General features: G+C 33.9%; 38 protein-coding genes. 2 read left to right on the top strand and 36 right to left on the bottom strand.

The genetic code is table 11. The features are described from left to right. Positions 1 to 113 precede the first annotated feature (113 nt). Positions 114 to 842, top strand: a complete 729-nt coding sequence (locus tag CD121_RS02430; RefSeq protein ID WP_119623101.1) for an NAD-dependent protein deacylase — start codon at positions 114 to 116, stop codon at positions 840 to 842. A 46-nt stretch (positions 843 to 888) separates the two neighbouring features. Here the strand turns inward: CD121_RS02430 and CD121_RS02425 are convergent, their stop codons facing one another. The 36 genes from CD121_RS02425 to rpsJ form a co-directional block, all read right to left on the bottom strand. Then, complete coding sequence (locus tag CD121_RS02425; RefSeq protein ID WP_070453692.1) at positions 889 to 1,620, bottom strand: MerR family transcriptional regulator; 732 nt, start codon at positions 1,618 to 1,620, stop codon at positions 889 to 891. A 264-nt stretch (positions 1,621 to 1,884) separates the two neighbouring features. Further along, on the bottom strand, positions 1,885 to 2,277 hold the full coding sequence (rpsI, locus tag CD121_RS02420; RefSeq protein WP_002450501.1) for a 30S ribosomal protein S9: 393 nt from the start codon (positions 2,275 to 2,277) through the stop codon (positions 1,885 to 1,887). A 19-nt stretch (positions 2,278 to 2,296) separates the two neighbouring features. Beyond that, a complete protein-coding gene (rplM, locus tag CD121_RS02415) occupies positions 2,297 to 2,734 on the bottom strand; it encodes a 50S ribosomal protein L13 (protein WP_029055868.1) in 438 nt (145 codons plus the stop codon). A gap of 268 nt (positions 2,735 to 3,002) precedes the next feature. Beyond that, positions 3,003 to 3,806 (bottom strand): tRNA pseudouridine(38-40) synthase TruA, encoded by an 804-nt coding sequence (truA, locus tag CD121_RS02410; RefSeq protein WP_126567381.1) that lies wholly within the window; start codon positions 3,804 to 3,806, stop codon positions 3,003 to 3,005. Positions 3,807 to 3,811: 5 nt separating this feature from the next. Further along, a complete protein-coding gene (locus CD121_RS02405; RefSeq protein ID WP_017638503.1) occupies positions 3,812 to 4,618 on the bottom strand; it encodes an energy-coupling factor transporter transmembrane component T family protein in 807 nt (268 codons plus the stop codon). After that, a complete protein-coding gene (locus tag CD121_RS02400) occupies positions 4,608 to 5,468 on the bottom strand; it encodes an energy-coupling factor transporter ATPase (protein WP_017638504.1) in 861 nt (286 codons plus the stop codon). The genes CD121_RS02405 and CD121_RS02400 overlap by 11 nt, the downstream gene beginning before the upstream one ends. After that, positions 5,465 to 6,274, bottom strand: coding sequence for an energy-coupling factor transporter ATPase (locus tag CD121_RS02395; RefSeq protein ID WP_108016860.1), 810 nt, complete (start codon positions 6,272 to 6,274; stop codon positions 5,465 to 5,467). Before CD121_RS02395 ends, CD121_RS02400 begins: the two co-directional genes overlap by 4 nt. A gap of 331 nt (positions 6,275 to 6,605) precedes the next feature. Continuing rightward, positions 6,606 to 6,974, bottom strand: a complete 369-nt coding sequence (rplQ, locus tag CD121_RS02390) for a 50S ribosomal protein L17 (RefSeq protein WP_017638506.1) — start codon at positions 6,972 to 6,974, stop codon at positions 6,606 to 6,608. A 16-nt stretch (positions 6,975 to 6,990) separates the two neighbouring features. Beyond that, positions 6,991 to 7,935, bottom strand: a complete 945-nt coding sequence (locus CD121_RS02385; RefSeq protein ID WP_002450508.1) for a DNA-directed RNA polymerase subunit alpha — start codon at positions 7,933 to 7,935, stop codon at positions 6,991 to 6,993. 76 nt (positions 7,936 to 8,011) lie between these two features. Beyond that, the gene (gene rpsK, locus CD121_RS02380; protein WP_002450509.1) at positions 8,012 to 8,401 is read right to left on the bottom strand and encodes a 30S ribosomal protein S11; all 390 of its coding nucleotides are present in this window, start codon (positions 8,399 to 8,401) and stop codon (positions 8,012 to 8,014) included. A gap of 23 nt (positions 8,402 to 8,424) precedes the next feature. Next, the gene (rpsM, locus tag CD121_RS02375; protein WP_002450510.1) at positions 8,425 to 8,790 is read right to left on the bottom strand and encodes a 30S ribosomal protein S13; all 366 of its coding nucleotides are present in this window, start codon (positions 8,788 to 8,790) and stop codon (positions 8,425 to 8,427) included. 22 nt (positions 8,791 to 8,812) lie between these two features. After that, complete coding sequence (rpmJ, locus tag CD121_RS02370; RefSeq protein ID WP_000868342.1) at positions 8,813 to 8,926, bottom strand: 50S ribosomal protein L36; 114 nt, start codon at positions 8,924 to 8,926, stop codon at positions 8,813 to 8,815. Between the two features lie 31 nt (positions 8,927 to 8,957). Next, positions 8,958 to 9,176, bottom strand: coding sequence for a translation initiation factor IF-1 (gene infA, locus CD121_RS02365; protein WP_001829792.1), 219 nt, complete (start codon positions 9,174 to 9,176; stop codon positions 8,958 to 8,960). Between the two features lie 194 nt (positions 9,177 to 9,370). Then, a complete protein-coding gene (locus tag CD121_RS02360; RefSeq protein ID WP_029055863.1) occupies positions 9,371 to 10,021 on the bottom strand; it encodes an adenylate kinase in 651 nt (216 codons plus the stop codon). 17 nt (positions 10,022 to 10,038) lie between these two features. Then, entirely contained in the window at positions 10,039 to 11,334 is a 1,296-nt protein-coding gene (secY, locus tag CD121_RS02355) for a preprotein translocase subunit SecY (RefSeq protein WP_126567380.1), read from the bottom strand. Next, a complete protein-coding gene (gene rplO, locus CD121_RS02350) occupies positions 11,334 to 11,774 on the bottom strand; it encodes a 50S ribosomal protein L15 (RefSeq protein WP_017638509.1) in 441 nt (146 codons plus the stop codon). The genes secY and rplO overlap by 1 nt, the downstream gene beginning before the upstream one ends. 16 nt (positions 11,775 to 11,790) lie before the next feature. After that, on the bottom strand, positions 11,791 to 11,970 hold the full coding sequence (rpmD, locus tag CD121_RS02345) for a 50S ribosomal protein L30 (protein ID WP_002432330.1): 180 nt from the start codon (positions 11,968 to 11,970) through the stop codon (positions 11,791 to 11,793). A gap of 16 nt (positions 11,971 to 11,986) precedes the next feature. After that, on the bottom strand, positions 11,987 to 12,487 hold the full coding sequence (gene rpsE, locus CD121_RS02340) for a 30S ribosomal protein S5 (RefSeq protein WP_002450514.1): 501 nt from the start codon (positions 12,485 to 12,487) through the stop codon (positions 11,987 to 11,989). Positions 12,488 to 12,507: 20 nt separating this feature from the next. After that, positions 12,508 to 12,870: a 50S ribosomal protein L18 gene (gene rplR / locus CD121_RS02335; protein ID WP_017638510.1), complete on the bottom strand. Its 363-nt coding sequence runs from the start codon at positions 12,868 to 12,870 to the stop codon at positions 12,508 to 12,510. Between the two features lie 31 nt (positions 12,871 to 12,901). Further along, positions 12,902 to 13,438, bottom strand: a complete 537-nt coding sequence (gene rplF, locus CD121_RS02330; RefSeq protein ID WP_017638511.1) for a 50S ribosomal protein L6 — start codon at positions 13,436 to 13,438, stop codon at positions 12,902 to 12,904. A gap of 24 nt (positions 13,439 to 13,462) precedes the next feature. Then, positions 13,463 to 13,861: a 30S ribosomal protein S8 gene (rpsH, locus tag CD121_RS02325; protein WP_002450517.1), complete on the bottom strand. Its 399-nt coding sequence runs from the start codon at positions 13,859 to 13,861 to the stop codon at positions 13,463 to 13,465. Positions 13,862 to 13,891: 30 nt separating this feature from the next. After that, the gene (locus tag CD121_RS02320) at positions 13,892 to 14,077 is read right to left on the bottom strand and encodes a type Z 30S ribosomal protein S14 (RefSeq protein ID WP_001829713.1); all 186 of its coding nucleotides are present in this window, start codon (positions 14,075 to 14,077) and stop codon (positions 13,892 to 13,894) included. Positions 14,078 to 14,099: 22 nt separating this feature from the next. Continuing rightward, positions 14,100 to 14,639 carry a 50S ribosomal protein L5 gene (rplE, locus tag CD121_RS02315; RefSeq protein WP_026083545.1) on the bottom strand — a complete coding sequence of 180 codons (540 nt, stop codon included), beginning with the start codon at positions 14,637 to 14,639 and terminating at the stop codon, positions 14,100 to 14,102. 25 nt (positions 14,640 to 14,664) lie between these two features. Further along, complete coding sequence (rplX, locus tag CD121_RS02310; protein ID WP_002466469.1) at positions 14,665 to 14,982, bottom strand: 50S ribosomal protein L24; 318 nt, start codon at positions 14,980 to 14,982, stop codon at positions 14,665 to 14,667. 35 nt (positions 14,983 to 15,017) lie between these two features. Then, positions 15,018 to 15,386: a 50S ribosomal protein L14 gene (rplN, locus tag CD121_RS02305; protein WP_017638514.1), complete on the bottom strand. Its 369-nt coding sequence runs from the start codon at positions 15,384 to 15,386 to the stop codon at positions 15,018 to 15,020. Positions 15,387 to 15,417: 31 nt separating this feature from the next. After that, positions 15,418 to 15,681, bottom strand: a complete 264-nt coding sequence (rpsQ, locus tag CD121_RS02300; RefSeq protein ID WP_002432741.1) for a 30S ribosomal protein S17 — start codon at positions 15,679 to 15,681, stop codon at positions 15,418 to 15,420. Between the two features lie 25 nt (positions 15,682 to 15,706). Next, complete coding sequence (gene rpmC, locus CD121_RS02295; RefSeq protein WP_000644737.1) at positions 15,707 to 15,916, bottom strand: 50S ribosomal protein L29; 210 nt, start codon at positions 15,914 to 15,916, stop codon at positions 15,707 to 15,709. Further along, positions 15,906 to 16,340 (bottom strand): 50S ribosomal protein L16, encoded by a 435-nt coding sequence (gene rplP, locus CD121_RS02290; protein WP_002450520.1) that lies wholly within the window; start codon positions 16,338 to 16,340, stop codon positions 15,906 to 15,908. The genes rpmC and rplP overlap by 11 nt, the downstream gene beginning before the upstream one ends. A 2-nt stretch (positions 16,341 to 16,342) precedes the next feature. Continuing rightward, positions 16,343 to 16,999, bottom strand: a complete 657-nt coding sequence (rpsC, locus tag CD121_RS02285) for a 30S ribosomal protein S3 (RefSeq protein WP_017638515.1) — start codon at positions 16,997 to 16,999, stop codon at positions 16,343 to 16,345. Positions 17,000 to 17,022: 23 nt separating this feature from the next. Continuing rightward, positions 17,023 to 17,397 carry a 50S ribosomal protein L22 gene (gene rplV, locus CD121_RS02280; protein ID WP_126567379.1) on the bottom strand — a complete coding sequence of 125 codons (375 nt, stop codon included), beginning with the start codon at positions 17,395 to 17,397 and terminating at the stop codon, positions 17,023 to 17,025. A gap of 28 nt (positions 17,398 to 17,425) precedes the next feature. Then, positions 17,426 to 17,704 (bottom strand): 30S ribosomal protein S19, encoded by a 279-nt coding sequence (gene rpsS / locus CD121_RS02275; RefSeq protein ID WP_002450522.1) that lies wholly within the window; start codon positions 17,702 to 17,704, stop codon positions 17,426 to 17,428. Between the two features lie 67 nt (positions 17,705 to 17,771). Beyond that, on the bottom strand, positions 17,772 to 18,605 hold the full coding sequence (rplB, locus tag CD121_RS02270) for a 50S ribosomal protein L2 (RefSeq protein WP_017638517.1): 834 nt from the start codon (positions 18,603 to 18,605) through the stop codon (positions 17,772 to 17,774). A gap of 28 nt (positions 18,606 to 18,633) precedes the next feature. Further along, positions 18,634 to 18,909 (bottom strand): 50S ribosomal protein L23, encoded by a 276-nt coding sequence (rplW, locus tag CD121_RS02265; protein ID WP_002450524.1) that lies wholly within the window; start codon positions 18,907 to 18,909, stop codon positions 18,634 to 18,636. After that, positions 18,909 to 19,532: a 50S ribosomal protein L4 gene (rplD, locus tag CD121_RS02260; RefSeq protein ID WP_017638518.1), complete on the bottom strand. Its 624-nt coding sequence runs from the start codon at positions 19,530 to 19,532 to the stop codon at positions 18,909 to 18,911. Before rplD ends, rplW begins: the two co-directional genes overlap by 1 nt. A 28-nt stretch (positions 19,533 to 19,560) precedes the next feature. Then, entirely contained in the window at positions 19,561 to 20,232 is a 672-nt protein-coding gene (gene rplC, locus CD121_RS02255; RefSeq protein WP_017638519.1) for a 50S ribosomal protein L3, read from the bottom strand. A gap of 27 nt (positions 20,233 to 20,259) precedes the next feature. Next, positions 20,260 to 20,568 carry a 30S ribosomal protein S10 gene (gene rpsJ, locus CD121_RS02250; RefSeq protein WP_001118667.1) on the bottom strand — a complete coding sequence of 103 codons (309 nt, stop codon included), beginning with the start codon at positions 20,566 to 20,568 and terminating at the stop codon, positions 20,260 to 20,262. A gap of 355 nt (positions 20,569 to 20,923) precedes the next feature. On the opposite strand from rpsJ, the gene CD121_RS02245 reads away from it, so the two are divergent. Next, complete coding sequence (locus tag CD121_RS02245) at positions 20,924 to 21,316, top strand: hypothetical protein (protein ID WP_017638520.1); 393 nt, start codon at positions 20,924 to 20,926, stop codon at positions 21,314 to 21,316. Positions 21,317 to 21,318 lie beyond the last annotated feature (2 nt).

The raw sequence follows: 21,318 nt of genomic DNA, 5'->3' as shown, positions 1-21,318 counted from the left end.
GTATAAAATCACTTCAATATCTTTAACATTATTACTATAATATATAAATGTAAAGAAGTCATATGTTAAAAGTGATATGCTGTATAATCTATTTTTTACAAGAAGGTGTATTTTTGAATAATAAAATTGAAAGTTTAAAACAACTAATTGATAACTCTGAGAAAATTGTATTCTTTACGGGTGCTGGTGTATCTGTAGCAAGTGGCGTTCCAGATTTCAGATCTATGGGAGGCCTATTTGATGAAATTTCAAAAGACGGCTATTCACCAGAATATCTATTAAGCCATGATTATTTTGTAGATGACCCTGATGGATTTATCAATTTCTGTCATAAAAGATTAATTTATGCTGATAAATTACCTAATAGTGTACATGAATGGATTGCTCATTTAGAACACAACGGTCAATCTCTAGGGGTTATTACTCAAAATATTGATGGATTTCATTCAGATGCAGGTAGTCAAAATGTTGATGAATTACATGGAACATTAAACAGATTCTATTGTCCTAAATGTCATAAGTCATACACTAAAAAAGACGTGCTTGATAGACAGTTAAAACAATGTGACACATGTGGTAGTACTATTAGACCTGACATTGTTCTGTATGGTGAAATGTTAGACCAATCAGTGATTATGAATGCATTACAAAAAATCGAAAATGCAGATACGTTGGTTGTACTTGGTACTTCACTAGTTGTGCAACCTGCTGCTGGATTAGTATCAAATTTTAAAGGTGACAATTTAGTTATTATCAATAAAGATGCAACTCCTTATGACAATGATGCCTCACTTGTCATCAATGAGGATATGGTTGAAGTCATTGACCAACTGAATAGTTAAAATTAACAAGCACTTCCCGACTTTTTCGAGAAGTGCTTTTATTTTATTATTGAACTTGCGATAAATGATAATTGACGGCTTTAGATATGAAACGGGTAAGCTGAGGATTATTAAATTTCTTGAAATAATTTTTGAATCTCACATCGTTATGATAAGTGTCAGCAATCAAACATAGTAATTCATTATCAAAATGAGTATATAGATTCATCAGTTCTTTCCACTCATATACAACATCTTTCATTTCACTAATATTAACTTTATTTAATGCTAAGCCATTAAACTTTTCAAAAATTTGATCTAATCTTTCTATATTTTCTTTATTTGAAAGTAATTGATCATTATGTTTATTAGTATACGTTTTGTAAACATCTAAATTTTCATATTTTATCTTTGCTTCTTCTTGATATTGTTTGTAAGGTACATGATTCAATTCTTCAATTTCTACAATTGGTATATTATTAATGAATTTTTCAATTGCTATTCTCGAATTTTCTAAATTATTTATTTTTTGAGTTAGACTCACTTTTTGATTTTCTAATACAGATTTTAATTGTTCATCATTATAATCAATAACTTCATATATTTCTTTTATACTCATATCTAAATTTTTAAGTAATAATATTTTTTGAAGTCTAACTAAATCATTTTGATTATAAACCCTATAATTATTTTCGTTCTTTTGTACTTTTAATAAACCAATCTCATCATAATAATGTAATGTTCGCTTTGTTACTCCAGTAATATCCATAATTTGTTTTAAACTATATTGAAATTCCAAAATTTCTCACCTCGCTTAAAAATTTTATTTTCTTTTCCTTTAAACTAACTAAATAACTCATAACTTGATTAGTACTATTCATCTTAATCCGTCCATAAATTAAACATAAGGGATAACGTAACGTCACTTTCAAGTATTAATTTAAAATTTATTTTATCCCAACAAAAAAAACACTTCTCGAAGATTCGAGAAGTGCTTGATTTATCGTTCTTATTAATTGTAAACAAATCTGATAGCGAAAAACTTCGCAATAATTTGTATATATTAACGTTTTGAGAATTGAGGAGAACGACGAGCTTTTTTAAGACCTGGTTTTTTACGTTCTTTCATACGTGGGTCACGTGTTAATAATCCAGCGCGTTTTAAAGAACCTCTGTATTCAGGATCTGCTTCTAATAATGCACGAGCGATTCCGTGACGGATAGCTTGTGCTTGTCCTGTGAATCCACCACCGTGAACGTTAACTAAAACGTCATAGTTACCTTTAGTTTCAGTAACATCGAATGGTTGGTTTAAGTCTAAGATTAATGATTCAAATGGTAAGTAGTCACGTACGTCACGGTTGTTAACTTTGATGTTACCTTCACCTGGTACTAAACGTACACGTGCTACTGAGTTTTTACGACGGCCTGTGCCTTTATATTCAACTTGTGCCAATGTAATTTCCTCCTTCTAATTAACCACGTAACTCGTAGTTTTCTGGTTGTTGTGCAGCGTGTGGATGTTCAGCGCCACCATATACAAATAATTTTTTACCTTGTTTTTCACCTAAACGGCTGCTTGGTAGCATACCTTTAATTGAAGTTTCAAGTAAACGTTCTGGGTTTGTTCTTCTTAATTCACCAGCAGAGATTGATTTTAAACCACCTGGGTGATTTGAGTGACGGTAATACATTTTGTCTTGCTCTTTGTTACCAGTGAATTCGATTTTTGAAGCGTTGATGATGATTACATAATCACCTGTATCAACGTGTGGTGTATAAGTTACTTTATTTTTACCGCGTAAGATAGATGCTACTTCTGATGATAAACGACCTAATGTTTGGCCTTCAGCATCGATAACATACCATTTGCGCTCAATGTTTGATTCATTTGCCATAAATGTTTGACGCATAATAATTGTCCTCCTAAAAATAAATGCTTCGTTTTAGTCTCTAGACAAAAATGATTAACCTGAGTTACTTTGTATTGTCTAAATTCTATTTGTTTGAATTAAAAATTTGTTACGATTTAAAGCGTAGATTTCATTTATTTTGTTAACTGTTGTTCTATTTTGCTTATATATCTTGTAACACAATAAGATTCCGGGGCTTATCGTGGGGTGGATATAAAACAATACCGTTAATAATCTTATAATTTCATAGACCTTTTGTCAATGCAATTCAATCATTTTGTAATGATTTTTTATAATGGATTTTAATATGATTACCAAATTCATCCATTAATTCACAATCAGATAGATATATTTTCTCTAAATATAGACCATCAGATGGTGCAGTAAAAGGAATTTTATTGCGGTTTTTCTCTTCAAGTAATACCGGTATTTCGTCAGGTTTTCTTTTACCTTTTCCAACTTCTATTAAAAATGCCACTAATACACGAACCATATTATACAGAAATCCTGAACCAGTTACTATATAATTAAAACCATCTTCTGTTTTAATAATTTTACTTTCATATAATGTTCTTACTTTACTTTGAACTTCAGTTTTTTGGGAACAAAAACCAGTAAAGTCGTGAGTTCCAATAAATAATTGTGCTGCTTTATTCATGCTATCTAGATCTAATGTTTCAGATACATACGTTTTTAATCCACTTTCAAATGGATTCCGATGTTCGGCTTGATATACTTTATATCTATACTTTTTACCTACACAATCATAACGACAATGAAAATCTTCATCTACATGTTGAACGCTTTTAACATATATATCATCCGGCAATGCACTATTCATTGCATATTGCCATTTATTATTTTCAATATTTAAGTCAGTATCAAAATGAAAATACTGTTGATAAGCATGCACTCCTCTATCCGTTCGACTAGAAGGATGTATTCTTACATGACGTTTATGCATTCTTTTAAGAATTTTTTCAAATTGTTGTTGTATTGTGCGACCTTGTTGTTGAATTTGAAATCCTAAAAATTGATTACCTTGATATTCTATTTCTACTAATATACGCAATGCTTTTACACTCCAAAATATTTAATTAACAATAGGATAGCTAATATAGGAATGAGTAATAATAATGTACATGTATCTCTCAGACGCCATTGGAGCATTCTATAGCTAGTTCTCTCAGCATGAGCATCGTACCCTCTCACTTCCATAGCTATCGCTAATTCTTCGGCTCTCTGGAACGCAGAAATAAACAATGGAATCAGTAACGGTACAAATGCCTGAATTCTTGCTACTAATCCACCTGAACTTATCTCTGAACCTCTAGATTTTTGAGCTAAAATAATCTTATCTAATTCGTCCATTAATGTAGGTATAAACCTTAATGCAATAGACATCATCATACTTAATTGATGTACAGGTATTTTAAGCCATTTGAGTGGCGTTAATAACTTTTCAAATGCGTCAGTTAAATCTATTGGACTAGTCGATAAAGTCATTATTGTAGCTATCATTACAATAAATATCAATCTTAAAGAGATAAAAATACCTTCCAATATCCCCTTACTTTCAATAGTTATAAAGTTCCATTGAAAAAGAATGATACCACCTTTAGTAAAGAATACATGCATTAAAAATGTAAAAATTAGAAAGATAAATATAGGTGTTAAACCTTTAATCAAAAACATAAAATTAATTTTAGCCATTTTCATAATGATTAAAATAAGAACAAAAAGCCATGCATATGTTCCGAAAGAGTGACATAGAAAAATAAATATAATAAAAGCAAATACAAATATCAATTTTGCTCTTGGGTCTAACTGATGTATAAATGAATTGCTAGGGAGATAACGTCCAATAATTAATTTATTTTTCATTTTGCCACTCCCTATATAAATCAACAAATTCTTCTTCAGTTAACGCGGTTGAAGATAGTTTAGTTTGATATTTAGTTTCAAAATCTTGCTGTAAGCGGACAACATCAGGCATAGTTATATTCCACTTTTTTAGATTATCTGGTTCACTAAATAACTTGCGAGGACTTGTTTTAACCTTGATTTCACCTTTTTGCATCACAATGACCTCATCAGCATATCTTGCTACATCATTCATATCATGCGTAACTAAAATAATAGTTTTATTTTGTTCATTTTGTAATTTTTTAAGCAATGACATTACTTGATGTCTACTTTTAGGGTCTAAACCAGCTGTTGGTTCATCGACTACTATAATATCTGGATCCATAGCTAATATTGAAACTAAAGCTATTTTTCTCATTTGACCTCCAGACATTTGAAATGGTGATAACGACATCACATTTCTTGAAAACCCTAAATCAAGTAACATATCAAATGCTTTTTCTTTAACTTGCTGAATATTCATATTAAAATTTTTAGGCCCAAATTCAATTTCTTTTTCAACAGTATCTTCAAAAAGCTGTGATTCAGGAAATTGAAAAACCATTCCAACATTCTGGCGTATTGGTCTCAAAACTTTATCCTTTGATTTGTGATTAATATAAATACCATTAAAATTTATATCACCACTAGTCGGTTTTAATAAAGCATTAATATGTTGAATTAACGTTGACTTACCACTACCAGTTTGACCGACAATCGTATAATAATGACCTTTTTCAAATTCAACTGAAATATTTTTTATAGCAGTATATTCATAAGGTGTGCCAAGTTGATAAGTATAACTCACTTTATTCATTTTAAAACTCATAATAAATCAACCAACCCTTCATATGTAACGAATGTTGATTTTCCAGTTAATAGTTGATTCATCTTCATAGAAAACGGTAATTCAAGACCAATTTTATTTAAATTAACTATATCATCATATATGTCATTAGGTTTACCTTGTTTATACACTTTACCTTGATTCATAACTATAATATTATCAGCACTCATTGTTTCTGATAAATCATGTGTAATAGAAATAATCGTTATGTGTTGTTCACGTTGTAGTTCTCTAACTAAATCAAGTAAAGATTTCTTTGCCACTGGGTCTAACATTGAAGTAGCTTCATCTAAAATAATTATAGAAGGACTTAATGCTAACACACTAGCTATAGCTACTCTTTGTTTCTGACCACCAGATAACGAGTGAGGTTCATAATCAGCTAAATCAAACATATCAACTTGTTTTAAAACTTTGTCTACTTTTTCATGCATATCATTATATGGTATAGACAGATTCTCTAAACCAAATGCAACATCATATTTAACAGTTGAACCAACAAACTGATTATCTGGATTTTGGAAGACAATGCCTATTTGTTTTCTTACTTGTGTAATCGTTTCTTTAGTTACACGTTGGTTATTTAGAATAATATGACCTTCATCACAGTTTTCAATTCCTACCATTAGTTTAGTAACAGTTGATTTACCAGATCCATTGTGTCCTACTATACTTGTCCATTGGCCACGAGGAATATTAAATGATACATCATTTAACGTGAAGGCAGAATCACTTTGATATTTAAATGATACATTACTAAATTCAATAATATTATCTTGATCCATCACATTTATTCCTCCCCAATGTAGTAATTACCTTTAATATTTTACATGATTTATAAACATATGTATACTTCGACAATTTGTTTATTAACATTTTCATTTTCTTATTTAAATGATTAAACACCAATTAAAATAATTTTATAATTAAAAAAGCTGAGAAATAGTATCTCAGCTTAAAATAAAAAAGCGCGCACCCCATCAGTTTTGTTGAGTTCACGCTTTAATTTAATATTTAGTTTGATGGGGTACTCTGAGCTAGACAAAATCTGTATGTGGCAGATTTTATCGTTGCACTCATTTGCTTTATATATAAGTAGTTAGTGTATTTATAATTAAATTATACTAATTCGATAATTACTGATTCAGCACCGTCACCACGACGAGGGCCTACTTTAAGAATACGAGTGTAACCACCTTGACGATCTGTATAACGTTCAGCGATTTCACCGAATAATTTTTGAAGAGCAGTTTGAGTTGATTCATCTTCATTTAAGATTTCAACATTTTGTAATGTTTTAGCTGCATTACGACGAGAAGCTAAATCTCCTTTTTTACCTAAAGTGATTAATTTCTCTACTACACTGCGAACTTCTTTTGCACGAGCTTCTGTTGTCTCAATACGTTCACTTACAATAAGTGCTGTAGCTAAGTTACGTAACATAGCTTTACGTTGATCAGAAGTACGACCTAATTTTCTGTAACCCATGAGTTAACCTCCTTTATCAATCTTCTTTTCTTAATCCTAATCCTAAATCTTCTAATTTGTATTTAACTTCTTCAAGAGATTTACGACCTAAATTACGCACTTTCATCATGTCAGCTTCAGATTTATCAGCTAACTCTTGTACAGAATTGATTCCTGCGCGTTTCAAACAGTTATATGAACGTACAGATAAGTCTAATTCTTCGATAGACATTTCTAATACTTTTTCTTTTTGATCTTCTTCTTTTTCGATCATGATTTCAGCATTTTGAGCTTCATCAGTTAGACCTACAAAGATATTCAAGTGTTCAGTCATTATTTTTGCTGCTAATGAAACTGATTCTTGAGGAGTGATTGAACCATTAGTCCAAACATCTAAAGTTAATTTATCAAAATCACTACTTTGACCTACACGTGTATTTTCAACTGTATAGTTTACACGTTCAACAGGTGAATATAGTGAGTCTACTGGAATTACACCAATTGGTAAATCACTAGTATTATTTGTTTCAGCTAATGCGTAACCTCTACCCTTATTAGCAACAAGACGAACTTTTAAATGTCCACCTTTAGAAACAGTAGCAATTTTTAGTTCTGGATTTAGAATTTCTACATCACTGTCGTGAGTAATATCACTTGCAGTAACTTCGCCTTCATCCTTAACATCGATTTCTAAAGTTTTATCTTCTTCAGAATAGATTTTTAATGCTAATTTTTTGATGTTCATAATAATTGTAGAAACATCTTCAACTACATTATCTACTGCTGAGAATTCGTGTAACACGCCTTCAATTTCGATGTACTTTACTGCTGATCCTGGTAATGAAGATAGTAGGATACGACGTAAGGAGTTTCCTAGTGTAGTACCGTAGCCACGTTCAAGTGGTTCAACAACGAACTTACCGAATTTAGCATCTTCACTAATTTCAATTGTCTCAATTCTAGGTTTTTCGATTTCTATCATTTACAAATATCCTCCTTATATACGTCGACTAGATTTATAATGTTTGCTCAGTGACCTGTAACAACACAACAATAAATTAAACGCGACGACGTTTTGGTGGACGACAACCATTATGAGGTACTGGAGTAACGTCTCTAATTGCTGTTACTTCAAGTCCTGCTGATTGTAACGCACGGATAGCAGATTCACGGCCTGGTCCAGGTCCTTTAACTGTTACTTCTACAGTTTTTAAGCCATGTTCCATAGCTGTTTTTGAAGCTGTTTCAGACGCCATTTGCGCTGCGAATGGTGTTGATTTTTTAGATCCTTTGAATCCTAATGCACCAGCTGATGACCAAGATAATGCATTACCAAATTCATCAGTAATCGTTACAATTGTATTATTGAATGTTGAACGGATGTGTGCAACACCACTTTCAATATTCTTTTTCACTTTACGTTTACGAGATACTTGTTTACGTGCCATTTATTTTTTGCCTCCTTTACCGATTATTTTTTCTTGTTCGCTACAGTTTTAACTGGGCCTTTACGCGTACGAGCGTTGTTTTTAGTTTTTTGACCGCGAACTGGTAAGCCACGACGGTGACGAATACCACGGTATGATGAAATTTCCATTAATCGTTTAATGTTTAAGTTTTGCTCACGACGTAAGTCACCTTCAACTTTGTAGCTATCTACTACTTCACGGATGCGACCTAATTCATCGTCAGTTAAATCTTTTACGCGAGTGTCTGCTGATACGTTAGCTTCTTCAACGATTTTTTTCGCAGTAGAAGTACCGATACCATATACATAAGTTAAAGAAATAACAACGCGTTTTTCACGTGGAATATCCACTCCTGCAATACGTGCCATATACATTTACACCTCTCTTTTATTAACCTTGTCTTTGTTTGTGTTTAGGATTTTCACAAATTACCATTACTTTACCTTTACGTTTAATGACTTTACATTTTTCGCAAATTGGTTTTACTGATGGTCTTACTTTCATTTTAATACCTCCCTATATTATGGAGTGACGATTATTTATAACGATAAGTAATTCTACCGCGTGATAAATCATACGGAGACATCTCAACAGTTACTTTGTCGCCAGGTAGAATTCGAATGTAGTTCATTCTAATTTTACCACTTACATGTGCTAAAATTTCATGACCATTTTCTAATTCTACTTTAAACATTGCGTTTGGTAAAGTATCTAATACAGTACCTTCTAATTCAATAACATCTTGTTTAGCCATTGATTAACTTCCCCCTTTTTGCAATAGTAAGGTTATCGTCAATAGACAACTTCAACGATACGAATCTATTTGTGACTAGTTTTAATAAGTTTAACAAAAATTACGGGAATTATTATCGTCATTTGTCACTCATATTAAATTTTATACTACAGTTTAATTAAACATTCACATCATCATAGATCGTAAAAGCTGATCTATTGTAATTGATCTAAGATATCAATGACATCAGTAGTAACCTCTTCAATATCTTTTGAACCATCAATGTTATTCAATACACCTTTATTATCGTAATACTCTAATATTGGTTTAGATTGTTTAACATTAACTTTCAAACGATTTGAAACAGTTTCCGGATTATCATCTTCACGTTGATATAATTTACCACCATCAAGATCACAAATACCTTCAACTTTTGGAGGATTAAATACAAGATGATAAGTCGTACCACATTTCTCACAGATACGACGACCTGTAAGACGATTCATTAGTTCTTCCTCTGGGACTTCAATATTGATGACAGCATCAATACTTCTATCAAGTTCAGCCATAATTGAATTTAAAGCTTCTGCTTGATCAATAGTTCTAGGGAAACCGTCTAATAAGAATCCTTTTTTTGCATCGTCTTCAGAAATTCTTTCTTTAACGATACCCACAGTAACTTCATCAGGGACTAATTCTCCACGATCCATGTATGATTTAGCTTCTTTACCTAAATCAGTCTCATCTTTAATCGCTTTTCTGAACATGTCACCAGTCGATATATGTGGTATTGGGAATTTCTTAACAATTTCACTCGCTTGAGTACCTTTACCTGCACCAGGTAAGCCCATTAAAATGATATTCATAAGTGCCCTCCTACAAATTATCTACCACCAAAGCCTTTATATTCTTTTTGATTTACTTGTGCTTCTAAAGATTTCATAGTTTCAATAGCAACACCGATAACGATAAGAAGACTAGTACCACCAATTTGAATAGATCTTGGTAAGCCCATGAACTTCGTAGCTAAGATCGGTAAAATCGCAATGACTGCTAAGAAAATAGAACCAACAAACGTTAAGCGATAAAGAACTTTAGTAATATATTTTTTCGTTTGTTCACCAGGTCTGATACCTGGGACATAACTACCTTGTTTTTTAAGGTTGTCAGCCATTTTTTCTGGATTAACTTGTACAAATGCATAAAAGTATGCAAACGCAATAATTAATACAATATAGATTACCATTCCTATGTTACTTGATGGATTTGCAGTATCTGCAACTTGTTGAGCCCATTCAGCTTTAGGGAAGAATAGCGTCAACGTTCTTGGTAATAAGAAAAATGCCATCGCAAAAATAACAGGAATAACACCAGCTGAGTTAACTTTTAAAGGTAGATAAGTTGCTTGTGAACCTAATCGTTGAGCTGTTTGTTTCTTCGCATATTGGATAGGAATTTTACGTTTTGCTTCAAGTACAAATATAGCACCTACTGTTAACAATACTAATGCTACAATTAATGCTACTATTTTTAACCAAGCTAATGAAGTATCTTCTTGACCAACAAATGCTTGTTGACCTGCTTGAATAATGCTTGAAGGTAAAGTTGATAAAATACCTGCAAAGATGATAAGTGAAATACCATTACCAACACCAAACTGAGTGATTTGGTCACCAAGCCATATCAAGAATGCAGTTCCTGCTGTTAAAGTAAGTGCAATCAATAAATAAGTTAGTAAAGATTGGCTTACAATTAAGCGTCCTCCGTATAAATTATTAAATTGAAATGACATACCAATTGACTGAATGAATGCTAATATTATAGCGAAATAACGTGTTACATTGTTGATTTTCCTTCTACCTACATCACCTTGTTTCGCCCATTCTGAGAACTTAGGAACAATATCCATCTGTAATAATTGCATTACGATAGATGCAGTAATATAAGGCATAATACCCATCGCAAATATTGAAAAGTTCTTCAAGGCTCCTCCACCGAATGTATTAAGTAAATCAGTGACACCTTGAGAACCTTTTGCTGCTTGATCAAAAGCATTAGGATTTACTCCAGGAGCTGGAATGTAAGTCCCAATCTTGAATATAACTAACATTGCTAGAGTAAAGAAAATCTTGTTTCGAACTTCTTTAGTTGTAAAGAAGCTCACAAGCGTTTGAAACATTAGATCACCTCGTGTGCTCCACCTTTAGCATCAATAGCGTCTGCTGCTGAAGTTGAGAACTTATGAGCTTTCACTGTTAATTTTTTATCTAGTGAGCCATTACCTAGTATTTTAATACCAGATTTTTCATTCTTAACAACACCAGATTCTACTAATAAAGCTGGAGTTACTTCAGTACCATCTTCGAATTGATTAAGTTGGTCTAAGTTAACAATAGCATATTCTTTACGATTTATGTTAGTAAAACCGCGTTTTGGTAAACGACGGAATAATGGTAATTGTCCACCTTCAAATCCAGGTCTTACTTTACCACCTGAACGTGCTTTTTGACCTTTATGTCCACGGCCACTTGTTTTACCATTACCAGTTGCTGCACCACGACCTACACGGTTACGTTCTTTACGAGAACCTTCTGCTGGTTTTAACTCATGTAATTTCATGTCGGCACCTCCTTAATTATTTTTCTTCTATAGTTAATAAATGTTTAACTTTGTTGATTTGCCCACGAATAGCAGGGTTATCTTCAACAACTACTGAACTGTTAGTCTTTTTAAGACCTAAAGCTTCAACAGTTTTACGTTGTGTTTCAGGACGACCAATAACACTACGAGTGAGGGTAATTTGTAATTTAGCCATAACTTATTTTCCCTCCTTAATTATATAATTCTTCAACTGTTTTGCCGCGTAATTTCGCAACATCTTCAGCGTTTTTAAGGTTTTGTAAACCATTTAAAGTTGCACGAACCATGTTAATTGGTGTGTTAGAGCCTAATGATTTACTTAAGATATCAGTGATACCTGCTAATTCTAATACCGCACGAACTGGACCACCAGCGATTACACCAGTACCAGGAGCTGCAGGTTTCATAAATACGCTACCTGAGCCATAACGGCCAGTGATTGTGTGAGGTGTAGTACCTTCAACACGTGGAACTACAACTAAATCTTTTTTAGCTGCTTCAACAGCTTTTTTGATTGCTTCAGGTACCTCTTGAGCTTTACCAGTACCGAAACCTACACGACCATTTTTGTCTCCAACTACTACTAATGCAGTGAAACGGAAACGACGTCCACCTTTAACAACTTTAGCAACACGATTGATTGTAACAACGCGTTCTTCAAATTCTTTCGTTTCTTCTTCTCTACGAGCCATGTATTTGTCCCTCCTTTAAATTAAAATTCTAAACCGTTTTCTCTAGCAGCTTCTGCTAATGCTTTAACGCGCCCGTGGTATAAGTAACCTCCACGATCGAATACGATTTCTTTAATTCCTTTATCATTTGCTTTTTTAGCAATTGTTTCGCCAACTTTTGTTGATAAATCAACTTTAGTTGCTGATTCGCTAGCGATATCTTTATCTTTAGATGAAGCTTGAGCTAATGTTTCGCCTTTAACATCATCGATGATTTGTGCGTAAATGTGTTTGTTTGATCTATATACATTTAAACGTGGCTTTTCAGCTGTACCTGATAATTTAGTACGAACACGTGAATGTCTTTTCAAACGCACTTTATTTTTATCAATTTTACTGATCATTTTAATACTCCTTTCTTTAGAGTGTTATCTATTATTTACCAGTTTTACCTTCTTTACGGCGTACGTATTCACCTTGATAACGAATACCTTTACCTTTATAAGGTTCTGGAGGTCTTACTGAACGGATGTTAGAAGCGATTGCTCCAACTTGCTCTTTAGATACACCAGAAACTTTAACAGTTGTATTTTTCTCAACAGCGAAAGTAATGCCGTCTTCAGCTTTAATTTCTACTGGGTGAGAGTATCCAACGTTAAGTACTAAATCATTACCTTGCATTTGAGCGCGGTAACCTACACCAACAAGTTCAAGTGTTTTTTCAAAACCTTGAGAAACACCTTGTACCATATTATTTAATAAAGCACGAGTTGTACCGTGATCTGTTCTGTCATCTTTAGAATCAGATGGTCTTACAACTTCAATTGTGTTTTCTTCTTGTTTAAATGTCATTCTTTCATTTAATGTTTTTGATAATTCACCTTTTGGACCTTTAACAGTGACATGATTATTGTCAAAAGTTACTGTTACGTCACTAGGGATGTCAATAATTTTCTTACCAACACGACTCATGTTATGGCACCTCCTTATTATTTATTACCAAACGTATGCGATAATTTCTCCACCAACATTACGTTTTCTTGCTTCTTTATCAGTGATTACACCTTCAGAAGTTGATACTAATGCAATACCTAAACCATTAAGTACTTTAGGTACTTCGTTAGCTTTAGCATATACACGTAAACCTGGTTTTGAAATACGTTTTAATCCTGTGATAACACGTTCATTGTTTTGACCATATTTTAAGAATAAACGAATAACACCTTGTTTATCGTCTTCTACGTATTCAACGTTTTTAATGAAACCTTCATTTTTTAAGATTTCGGCAATTTCTTTTTTGATATTAGATGCAGGTAATTCTAATTTATCGTGACGAACCATGTTAGCGTTTCTTACACGAGTTAGCATATCTGCGATTGGATCTGTCATTGTCATTGATTGTTGCCTCCTTTCAGACTCTTTTTATTACCAGCTAGCTTTACGTACGCCAGGAATTTGGCCTTTATAAGCTAATTCACGGAAACAAATACGGCATAATTTAAATTTACGATATACAGAATGTGGACGACCACAGCGTTCACAACGAGTGTATTCACGAACTGCGAATTTTTGTTTTTTTTGTTGCTTAGCAACCATTGAAGTTTTAGCCACTTAATTAGCCTCCTTTTAGAGATTATTTACGAAATGGCATACCGAAGTTTGATAACAATTCACGAGCTTCCTCGTCAGTGTTAGCAGTAGTTACGATAACAATATCCATTCCTCTTACTTTGCTTACTTTATCATAATCGATTTCAGGGAAAATTAATTGTTCTTTAACACCTAATGTGTAGTTACCGCGACCATCGAATGCTTTTTTAGAAACACCTTGGAAGTCACGTACACGTGGTAATGATACTGAAATTAGTTTGTCTAAGAATTCATACATTCTTTCTCCGCGAAGTGTAACTTTCGCACCGATAGGCATACCTTCACGTAAACGGAATGTTGCAACTGATTTTTTAGCTTTAGTTACTAATGGTTTTTGACCAGTGATTTGTTCTAATTCTTCTACAGCGTTATCTAACACTTTAGAGTTTTGAACAGCGTCACCAACACCCATGTTCACTACGATTTTGTCAATTTTAGGTACTTCCATTACTGAACTATAGTTGAATTTTTTTACTAAGTTCTCAGTAACTTCAGAATTAAATTTTTCTTTTAAACGGTTCAAAGTGGATCCTCCTTTCAACTAGTAATTAATTATTAGATTTGATTTCTTCGCCAGATTTTTTTGCAATACGAACTTTTTTACCATCAACAAATTTGTAACCTACACGAGTTGGTTCGTTTGTTTTAGGGTCTAATAATTGTACGTTAGAAACATGGATAGCTGCCTCTGTTTCTAAAATTCCACCTTCAGGGTTTAATTGAGTTGGTTTTTGGTGTTTTTTAATAACATTAACACCTTCCACAACGACACGGTCACGTTTAGGTTCAGTAGCAACTACTTTACCTTCTTTACCTTTGTCTTTACCTGCGATAACTTTTACGTTGTCACCTTTTTTGATATGCATGTGGGCACCTCCTTATATAGTTTGGTTAATTGATTTTATAGTACTTCTGGTGCTAATGATACGATCTTCATGAAGTTACCTTCACGTAATTCACGAGCAACCGGACCAAAGATACGAGTACCACGTGGGCCTTTGTCATCACGGATGATAACACATGCATTTTCATCAAATTTGATATATGAACCATCGTTACGGCGTACACCTGATTTAGTACGTACTACAACAGCTTTGACAACTTCGCCTTTTTTGACAACGCCACCTGGTGTTGCATTTTTAACAGTACATACGATAACATCGCCGATGTTCGCTGTTTTGCGACCAGATCCACCTAATACTTTGATTGTAAGAACTTCACGAGCACCAGAGTTGTCTGCTACTTTTAAACGTGTCTCTTGTTGGATCATTAGTTAAACCTCCCTTATCTCTAATCTTGTATTAAATAATTACTGACTCTTCAACAATTTCTACTAAACGAAAACGTTTTGTTGCTGATAAAGGACGAGTTTCTTGAATTTTAACAATGTCTCCTAATTTAGCTGAATTGTTTTCATCATGAGTTTTGTATTTTTTTGAGTATTTTACTCGTTTACCGTATAATTTGTGTGTTTTGTAAGTTTCAACAAGTACAGTAATAGTCTTGTCCATTTTGTCAGAAACAACTCTACCTACATAAACTTTACGATCATTTCTTTCGCTCACTTTTGTAACCTCCTCTTTCAATTAATTATTGATTAGCCTTACTTTGTTCAATTTCTCTTTCACGAGCAACAGTTTTTAGACGAGCAATCGTTTTTCTTACTGTGCGAATACGTGCCGTTTCTTCTAATTGACCTGTAGCTAACTGAAAGCGTAGGTTAAAAAGCTCTTCTTTTGAAGATTTGATTTGTTCTTCGATTTCTGAAGTGGTTAAGTCTCTAATTTCCTTAGCTTTCATTTGTTTCACCACCCAATTCTTCACGTTTTACAAACTTAGTTTTTACTGGAAGTTTGTGACTTGCTAAACGTAGTGCTTCGCGGGCAACTTCTTCTTGTACCCCAGCGACTTCAAATAAGATTCTACCAGGTTTAACGACTGCAATCCAGCCTTCAACCGCACCTTTACCAGCACCCATACGTACTTCTAAAGGTTTTTTAGTATATGGTGTATGAGGGAAGATTTTGATCCAAACTTTCCCACCACGTTTCATATAACGAGTCATTGCAATACGAGCTGATTCGATTTGACGAGATGTGATCCAAGACGTTGTAGTAGCTTGTAAACCATACTCACCAAATGTTACATAGTTACCGCCTTTAGAACGACCAGTTGTTTTAGGACGATGTTGACGACGATATTTAACACGTTTTGGTAGTAACATGATTATTTTCCTCCTTCACTAGTGTTCTTAGTAGTAGGAAGAACTTCTCCACGATAGATCCATACTTTAACGCCTAATTTACCATAAGTAGTATCTGCTTCAGCGTGTGCATAATCGATGTCAGCACGTAATGTATGAAGTGGAACAGTTCCTTCAGAATATTGTTCAGCACGAGCAATATCTGCTCCGCCTAAACGACCTGATACTTGAGTTTTGATACCTTTAGCACCAAGTTTCATAGCTCTTGTGATAGCTTGTTTTTGTACACGACGGAATGAAGCGCGGTTTTCTAATTGACGTGCGATATTTTCAGCAACTAATCTTGCATCAATATCAATTTTCTTGATTTCAATTACGTTGATGTGTACTTTTTTATCTGTTAAAGCATTTAATTTGTTACGAAGTTTGTCAATTTCTGAACCGCCTTTACCAATTACCATACCTGGTTTACCAGTATGAATAGCGATATTAATACGGTTAGCTGCACGTTCGATATCTACGTGAGAAACTGATGCTTCTTTTAATTCATTATCAATAAACTTACGGATTCTTAAATCTTCGTGTAATAATGAAGCGAAATCTTTTTCAGCATACCATTTTGCTTCCCAATCACGGATGATACCAACACGAAGTCCGATTGGATTAATTTTTTGACCCACAGTATTCCCTCCTTAGAAAGTTATTAAGCTTCTTTAGCTTCTTCTTTACCGTCACTTACGACGATTGTAATGTGGCTTGTACGTTTGTTTATCGCACTTGTACGTTTGTTTATCGCACTTGCACGTCCTTGCGCACGTGGGCGGAAACGTTTTAAAGTTGGTCCTTCATTAGCATAAGCTTCTTTTACTACTAATTCATCTGTGTTCATGTCGTAGTTATGTTCAGCATTTGCTAAAGCGGACATTAATACTTTTTCGATCACTGGTGATGAAGCTTTGTTTGCTAATTTTAAAATTGCAATAGCTTCTCCAGCATTTTTACCTCTAATTAAGTCAAGAACTAGTCTTACTTTACGAGGTGCGATTCTTATTGTTCTAGCAACCGCTTTTGCTTCCATTAGGATTTCCTCCTCTACTTTTTAAAAATTATCTTCTTGTTTTTTTATCGTCAACAGCATGACCTTTAAATGTACGAGTTGGTGCGAATTCACCTAATTTGTGACCTACCATATCTTCTGTTACATATACAGGTACATGTTTACGTCCATCGTATACTGCGAAAGTATGACCAATGAAATTTGGGAAAACTGTAGAACGACGAGACCATGTTTTAATTACTTGTTTTTTTTCACTTCCGTCTTGTGCTTCCACTTTTTTCATTAAGTGGTCATCAACGAAAGGTCCTTTTTTAATACTACGAGCCATTTGGGCGCCTCCCTTCTTATTCTGTGCGTGCAGCAATTAAGCCGCACACCCAAATAAGTTAATTTTATTATTTTTTCTTACGTCCACGAACGATAAGTTTGTCTGAAGATTTTTTACCACGACGAGTTTTCTTACCAAGCGTAGGTTTACCCCAAGGTGACATTGGAGATGGTCTACCGATTGGAGCACGTCCTTCACCACCACCGTGTGGGTGATCGTTAGGGTTCATTACAGAACCACGAACTGTTGGACGGATACCTTTCCATCTTGAACGACCTGCTTTACCAACATTTACTAGTTCGTGTTGGATATTACCAACTTGTCCAATTGTAGCACGGCAAGTTGAAAGAATCATACGAACTTCACCAGAGCGTAATCTGATTAATACGTATTTACCTTCTTTACCTAACACTTGTGAACTAGCACCAGCTGAACGAGCGATTTGTCCACCTTTACCAGGTTTTAACTCAATATTATGAATTACAGTACCTACAGGAATGTTTTGTAATGGTAAAGCATTACCAATTTTGATATCTGCTTCAGCACCACTTTCAACTACTTGTCCTACTTGTAATCCTTTAGGTGCGATAATATAACGTTTTTCTCCGTCAGCATATACTAATAAAGCAATGTTAGCTGAACGGTTTGGATCGTATTGGATTGAATCAACTTTAGCGTTGATACCATCTTTGTTACGTTTGAAATCGATAACTCGGTATTGACGTTTATGTCCTCCACCGTGATGGCGAACAGTCAATTTACCTTGGTTGTTACGTCCCGCTCTTTTCGGTAGCGGTTGTAATAATGACTTTTCTGGTGTAGTTTTCGTAATTTCAGCGAAATCTAATGAAGTCATATTACGACGACCATTAGTTATTGGCTTATATTTTTTAAGAGCCATTGTCGTTTACCTCCTTATTGGTAATGTTTTAGTTGAATAAGTCGATTGAACCTTCTTTTAGTTTAACAATCGCTTTTCTTCTTTTATTTGTGTAGCCTTGGTAACGGCCCATACGTTTTTTCTTAGGTTTATAGTTGATGATGTTTACATTATCAACTTTTACGTCGAAGATTTCTTCAACAGCAATTTTAACTTGTGTTTTGTTAGCACGAGTATCAACATCGAAAGTATATTTATCTTCCGCCATTGCTTCTGAAGATTTTTCAGTGATTACGGGGCGCTTAAGAATATCTCTAGCTTCCATTATCCGAGCACCTCCTCAACTTTTTTAGCAGCAGCTTCAGTAATTACTAAACTGTCAGCACTTGTGATATCTAATACATTTAAACCTTGAGCAGTTGTTACTTGAACACCAGGGATGTTACGTGCTGATAATTCAACGTTAACATCTTCGTTTTCAACAACAACTAATACTTTTTTAGGTTGTTCTAATGTAGTTAAAACATTTTTGAATTCTTTTGTTTTTGGTGCATCAAATCCGAATGCATCAACAACTGTAAATCCATTTTCTTTAACTTTAAATGACAATGCAGAACGTAATGCTAAACGACGCATTTTCTTAGGCATTTTATATCCGTAACTTCTTGGAGTTGGTCCGAATACAATACCACCACCGCGCCATTGAGGTGCACGAATTGTACCTTGACGAGCACGACCTGTTCCTTTTTGTCTCCATGGTTTACGTCCACCGCCGCGTACTGCTGAACGGTTTTTAACTGAATGTGTACCTTGACGTAATGAAGCACGTTGTAAATTGATAGCTTCGAAAAGGACACTATTGTTTGGTTCGATTGCAAAGACTGCATCGCTTAATTCAACTGAACCACTTTTTGATCCGTCTACTTTTAAAACATCATAATTAGCCATTATGCATTTTCCTCCTTTCGCTTATTGATTATTTATTACCTTTTTTAATTGATTTAATTGAAGTTGAAATTTCTACTAAACCTTTTTTAGGTCCAGGTACATTACCTTTTACTAAGATTACACTGTTTTCAGTGTCAACTTGTACTACTTCAAGGTTTTGTACAGTAACTGTGTTTCCACCCATACGGCCTGGCATTTTTTGACCTTTAAATACTCTTGAAGCATCTGAAGCCATACCTACAGAACCTGGTGCTCTGTGGAAATGAGAACCGTGAGCCATTGGTCCACGAGATTGTCCGTGGCGTTTAATAGCACCTTGGAAACCTTTACCTTTTGAAACACCTGTAACATCAATGATGTCACCAGTTTCGAATGTATCAACTGAGACTTCTTGACCTACTTCGTATTCATCAACATTAACGTTTCTGAATTCACGAATGAAGCGCTTAGGTGCTGTGTCAGCTTTTTTAGCATGACCTTCAGCTGGTTTATTAGCATATTTGTTAGTTTTTGAACCTTTTTTATATGCTTTTTTATCTTCAAATCCTACTTGGATTGCGTTGTAACCGTCAACTTCTTCAGTTTTCTTTTGTAATACAACGTTTTGTCCTGCTTCTACTACTGTTACTGGGATTAATTCACCGTTTTCTCCAAACACTTGTGTCATCCCGATTTTTCTTCCTAAGATTCCTTTGGTCATCGAAAGTCCACCTCCTAATTTTTTCTATTATAATTTAATTTCGATGTCTACACCAGATGGTAAGTTTAAGCCCATTAGAGCATCAACTGTTTTTGGTGTTGGGTTAACAATATCGATTAAACGTTTATGTGTACGTTGTTCGAATTGTTCACGTGAATCTTTGTACTTATGCACGGCACGGATGATTGTATAAACTGATTTTTCAGTTGGTAACGGAATTGGTCCAGAAACATCTGCACCAGAACGTTTAGCAGTTTCAACAATTTTTTCTGCTGATTGATCAATCACACGGTGATCATAAGCTTTTAATCTGATTCTGATTTTTTGTTTTGCCATAATTTTCCCTCCTTATTCGTCTACATTTAAGTGATAGACTTCTCCACGAAAACTATCTCACACAGCGCCATGGCAAAGCGGCCGGGTGTGTCAGTAACCTTTCGCTTCATCGCGTTATTTAAAGTCCAACATTAGATATGTTACATGAAAAACACTGATAAATCAATTGTTTTCATTAACTTTTTTCTGTTTTGTCTAACACATACTTTGTTATTGTACTTTAAATGTATCTCTTGTTCAACCTTTTTAGGGAAATTTTTATATTTAAATATGTAATTACAAGACTAAATTTAATCATATTAATATTAACCTTAATCATTTTCTATTATAATAGTAGAGAACGGGGGTGAATCATTTGAAAAACGGTATTAAGCTTGCCCTATCCATTATTGGCGTCTTCCTAGTTATATGTGAGTTCTTTTATGGGATTCCTTTTTTAGGTGGCAGTGTAATTTTAAGTTTTGGTTGGCAACCTCTATTATTTAACGCTTTTCTCTATTTGGTTTTAACGATTATTCTATTAGTTGATAAACAAAACACAATTAAACCAATGGTCATTATACCTATTTTAGGTATTATTGGTTCGTTTGTCGCATTCATTCCATTTATTGGTATGATTATACATTGGGCTTTATTCGTATTAATGATTTTCTTTGTATTTATAGTCTTAGCTGCTCCAACTTATGTTCCTAATAAAAATGCTCGCGTTATTTATACTCAATATAAAGATGGTCATAAGTCTAAATAAAC

It is taken from the genome of Staphylococcus pasteuri, assembly GCF_003970495.1.
Lineage (GTDB): Bacteria > Bacillota > Bacilli > Staphylococcales > Staphylococcaceae > Staphylococcus > Staphylococcus pasteuri.
The sequence above is the reverse complement of the archived record's forward strand: the minus strand, read 5'-3'. Positions and strand labels throughout refer to the sequence as shown.

Excerpts from the sequence above, each read along its gene's own strand:
- rplX (WP_002466469.1), bottom strand. The coding sequence starts at position 14,982 with ATGCATATCAAAAAAGGTGACAACGTAAAAGTTATCGCAGGTAAAGAC.
- rplD (WP_017638518.1), bottom strand. The coding sequence starts at position 19,532 with ATGGCTAATTATGATGTTTTAAAAGTAGACGGATCAAAAAGTGGTTCA.
- rpmC (WP_000644737.1), bottom strand. The coding sequence starts at position 15,916 with ATGAAAGCTAAGGAAATTAGAGACTTAACCACTTCAGAAATCGAAGAA.
- rpsS (WP_002450522.1), bottom strand. The coding sequence starts at position 17,704 with ATGGCTCGTAGTATTAAAAAAGGACCTTTCGTTGATGACCACTTAATG.
- rpsH (WP_002450517.1), bottom strand. The coding sequence starts at position 13,861 with ATGACAATGACAGATCCAATCGCAGATATGCTAACTCGTGTAAGAAAC.
- rplB (WP_017638517.1), bottom strand. The coding sequence starts at position 18,605 with ATGGCTCTTAAAAAATATAAGCCAATAACTAATGGTCGTCGTAATATG.
- rplP (WP_002450520.1), bottom strand. The coding sequence starts at position 16,340 with ATGTTACTACCAAAACGTGTTAAATATCGTCGTCAACATCGTCCTAAA.
- secY (WP_126567380.1), bottom strand. The coding sequence starts at position 11,334 with ATGTTTCAAACGCTTGTGAGCTTCTTTACAACTAAAGAAGTTCGAAAC.
- rplN (WP_017638514.1), bottom strand. The coding sequence starts at position 15,386 with ATGATCCAACAAGAGACACGTTTAAAAGTAGCAGACAACTCTGGTGCT.
- CD121_RS02360 (WP_029055863.1), bottom strand. The coding sequence starts at position 10,021 with ATGAATATCATTTTAATGGGCTTACCTGGTGCAGGTAAAGGTACTCAA.
- rpsE (WP_002450514.1), bottom strand. The coding sequence starts at position 12,487 with ATGGCTCGTAGAGAAGAAGAAACGAAAGAATTTGAAGAACGCGTTGTT.
- infA (WP_001829792.1), bottom strand. The coding sequence starts at position 9,176 with ATGGCTAAACAAGATGTTATTGAATTAGAAGGTACTGTATTAGATACT.
- rplQ (WP_017638506.1), bottom strand. The coding sequence starts at position 6,974 with ATGGGTTACAGAAAATTAGGTCGTACTTCTGATCAACGTAAAGCTATG.
- rpsK (WP_002450509.1), bottom strand. The coding sequence starts at position 8,401 with ATGGCACGTAAACAAGTATCTCGTAAACGTAAAGTGAAAAAGAATATT.
- rpsJ (WP_001118667.1), bottom strand. The coding sequence starts at position 20,568 with ATGGCAAAACAAAAAATCAGAATCAGATTAAAAGCTTATGATCACCGT.
- rplF (WP_017638511.1), bottom strand. The coding sequence starts at position 13,438 with ATGAGTCGTGTTGGTAAGAAAATTATTGACATCCCTAGTGACGTAACA.
- rplR (WP_017638510.1), bottom strand. The coding sequence starts at position 12,870 with ATGATCAGTAAAATTGATAAAAATAAAGTGCGTTTGAAAAGACATTCA.
- rpsM (WP_002450510.1), bottom strand. The coding sequence starts at position 8,790 with ATGGCACGTATTGCAGGAGTGGATATTCCACGTGAAAAACGCGTTGTT.
- CD121_RS02385 (WP_002450508.1), bottom strand. The coding sequence starts at position 7,935 with ATGATAGAAATCGAAAAACCTAGAATTGAGACAATTGAAATTAGTGAA.
- rplV (WP_126567379.1), bottom strand. The coding sequence starts at position 17,397 with ATGGAAGCAAAAGCGGTTGCTAGAACAATAAGAATCGCACCTCGTAAA.
- rplO (WP_017638509.1), bottom strand. The coding sequence starts at position 11,774 with ATGAAATTACATGAGTTAAAACCAGCAGAAGGTTCTCGTAAAGAACGT.
- rplM (WP_029055868.1), bottom strand. The coding sequence starts at position 2,734 with ATGCGTCAAACATTTATGGCAAATGAATCAAACATTGAGCGCAAATGG.
- CD121_RS02405 (WP_017638503.1), bottom strand. The coding sequence starts at position 4,618 with ATGAAAAATAAATTAATTATTGGACGTTATCTCCCTAGCAATTCATTT.
- CD121_RS02400 (WP_017638504.1), bottom strand. The coding sequence starts at position 5,468 with ATGAGTTTTAAAATGAATAAAGTGAGTTATACTTATCAACTTGGCACA.
- rplW (WP_002450524.1), bottom strand. The coding sequence starts at position 18,909 with ATGGAAGCTAGAGATATTCTTAAGCGCCCCGTAATCACTGAAAAATCT.
- rplC (WP_017638519.1), bottom strand. The coding sequence starts at position 20,232 with ATGACCAAAGGAATCTTAGGAAGAAAAATCGGGATGACACAAGTGTTT.
- rpmJ (WP_000868342.1), bottom strand. The coding sequence starts at position 8,926 with ATGAAAGTAAGACCATCAGTAAAACCAATTTGCGAAAAATGTAAAGTC.
- rpmD (WP_002432330.1), bottom strand. The coding sequence starts at position 11,970 with ATGGCTAAATTACAAATTACCCTCACTCGTAGTGTTATTGGTCGTCCT.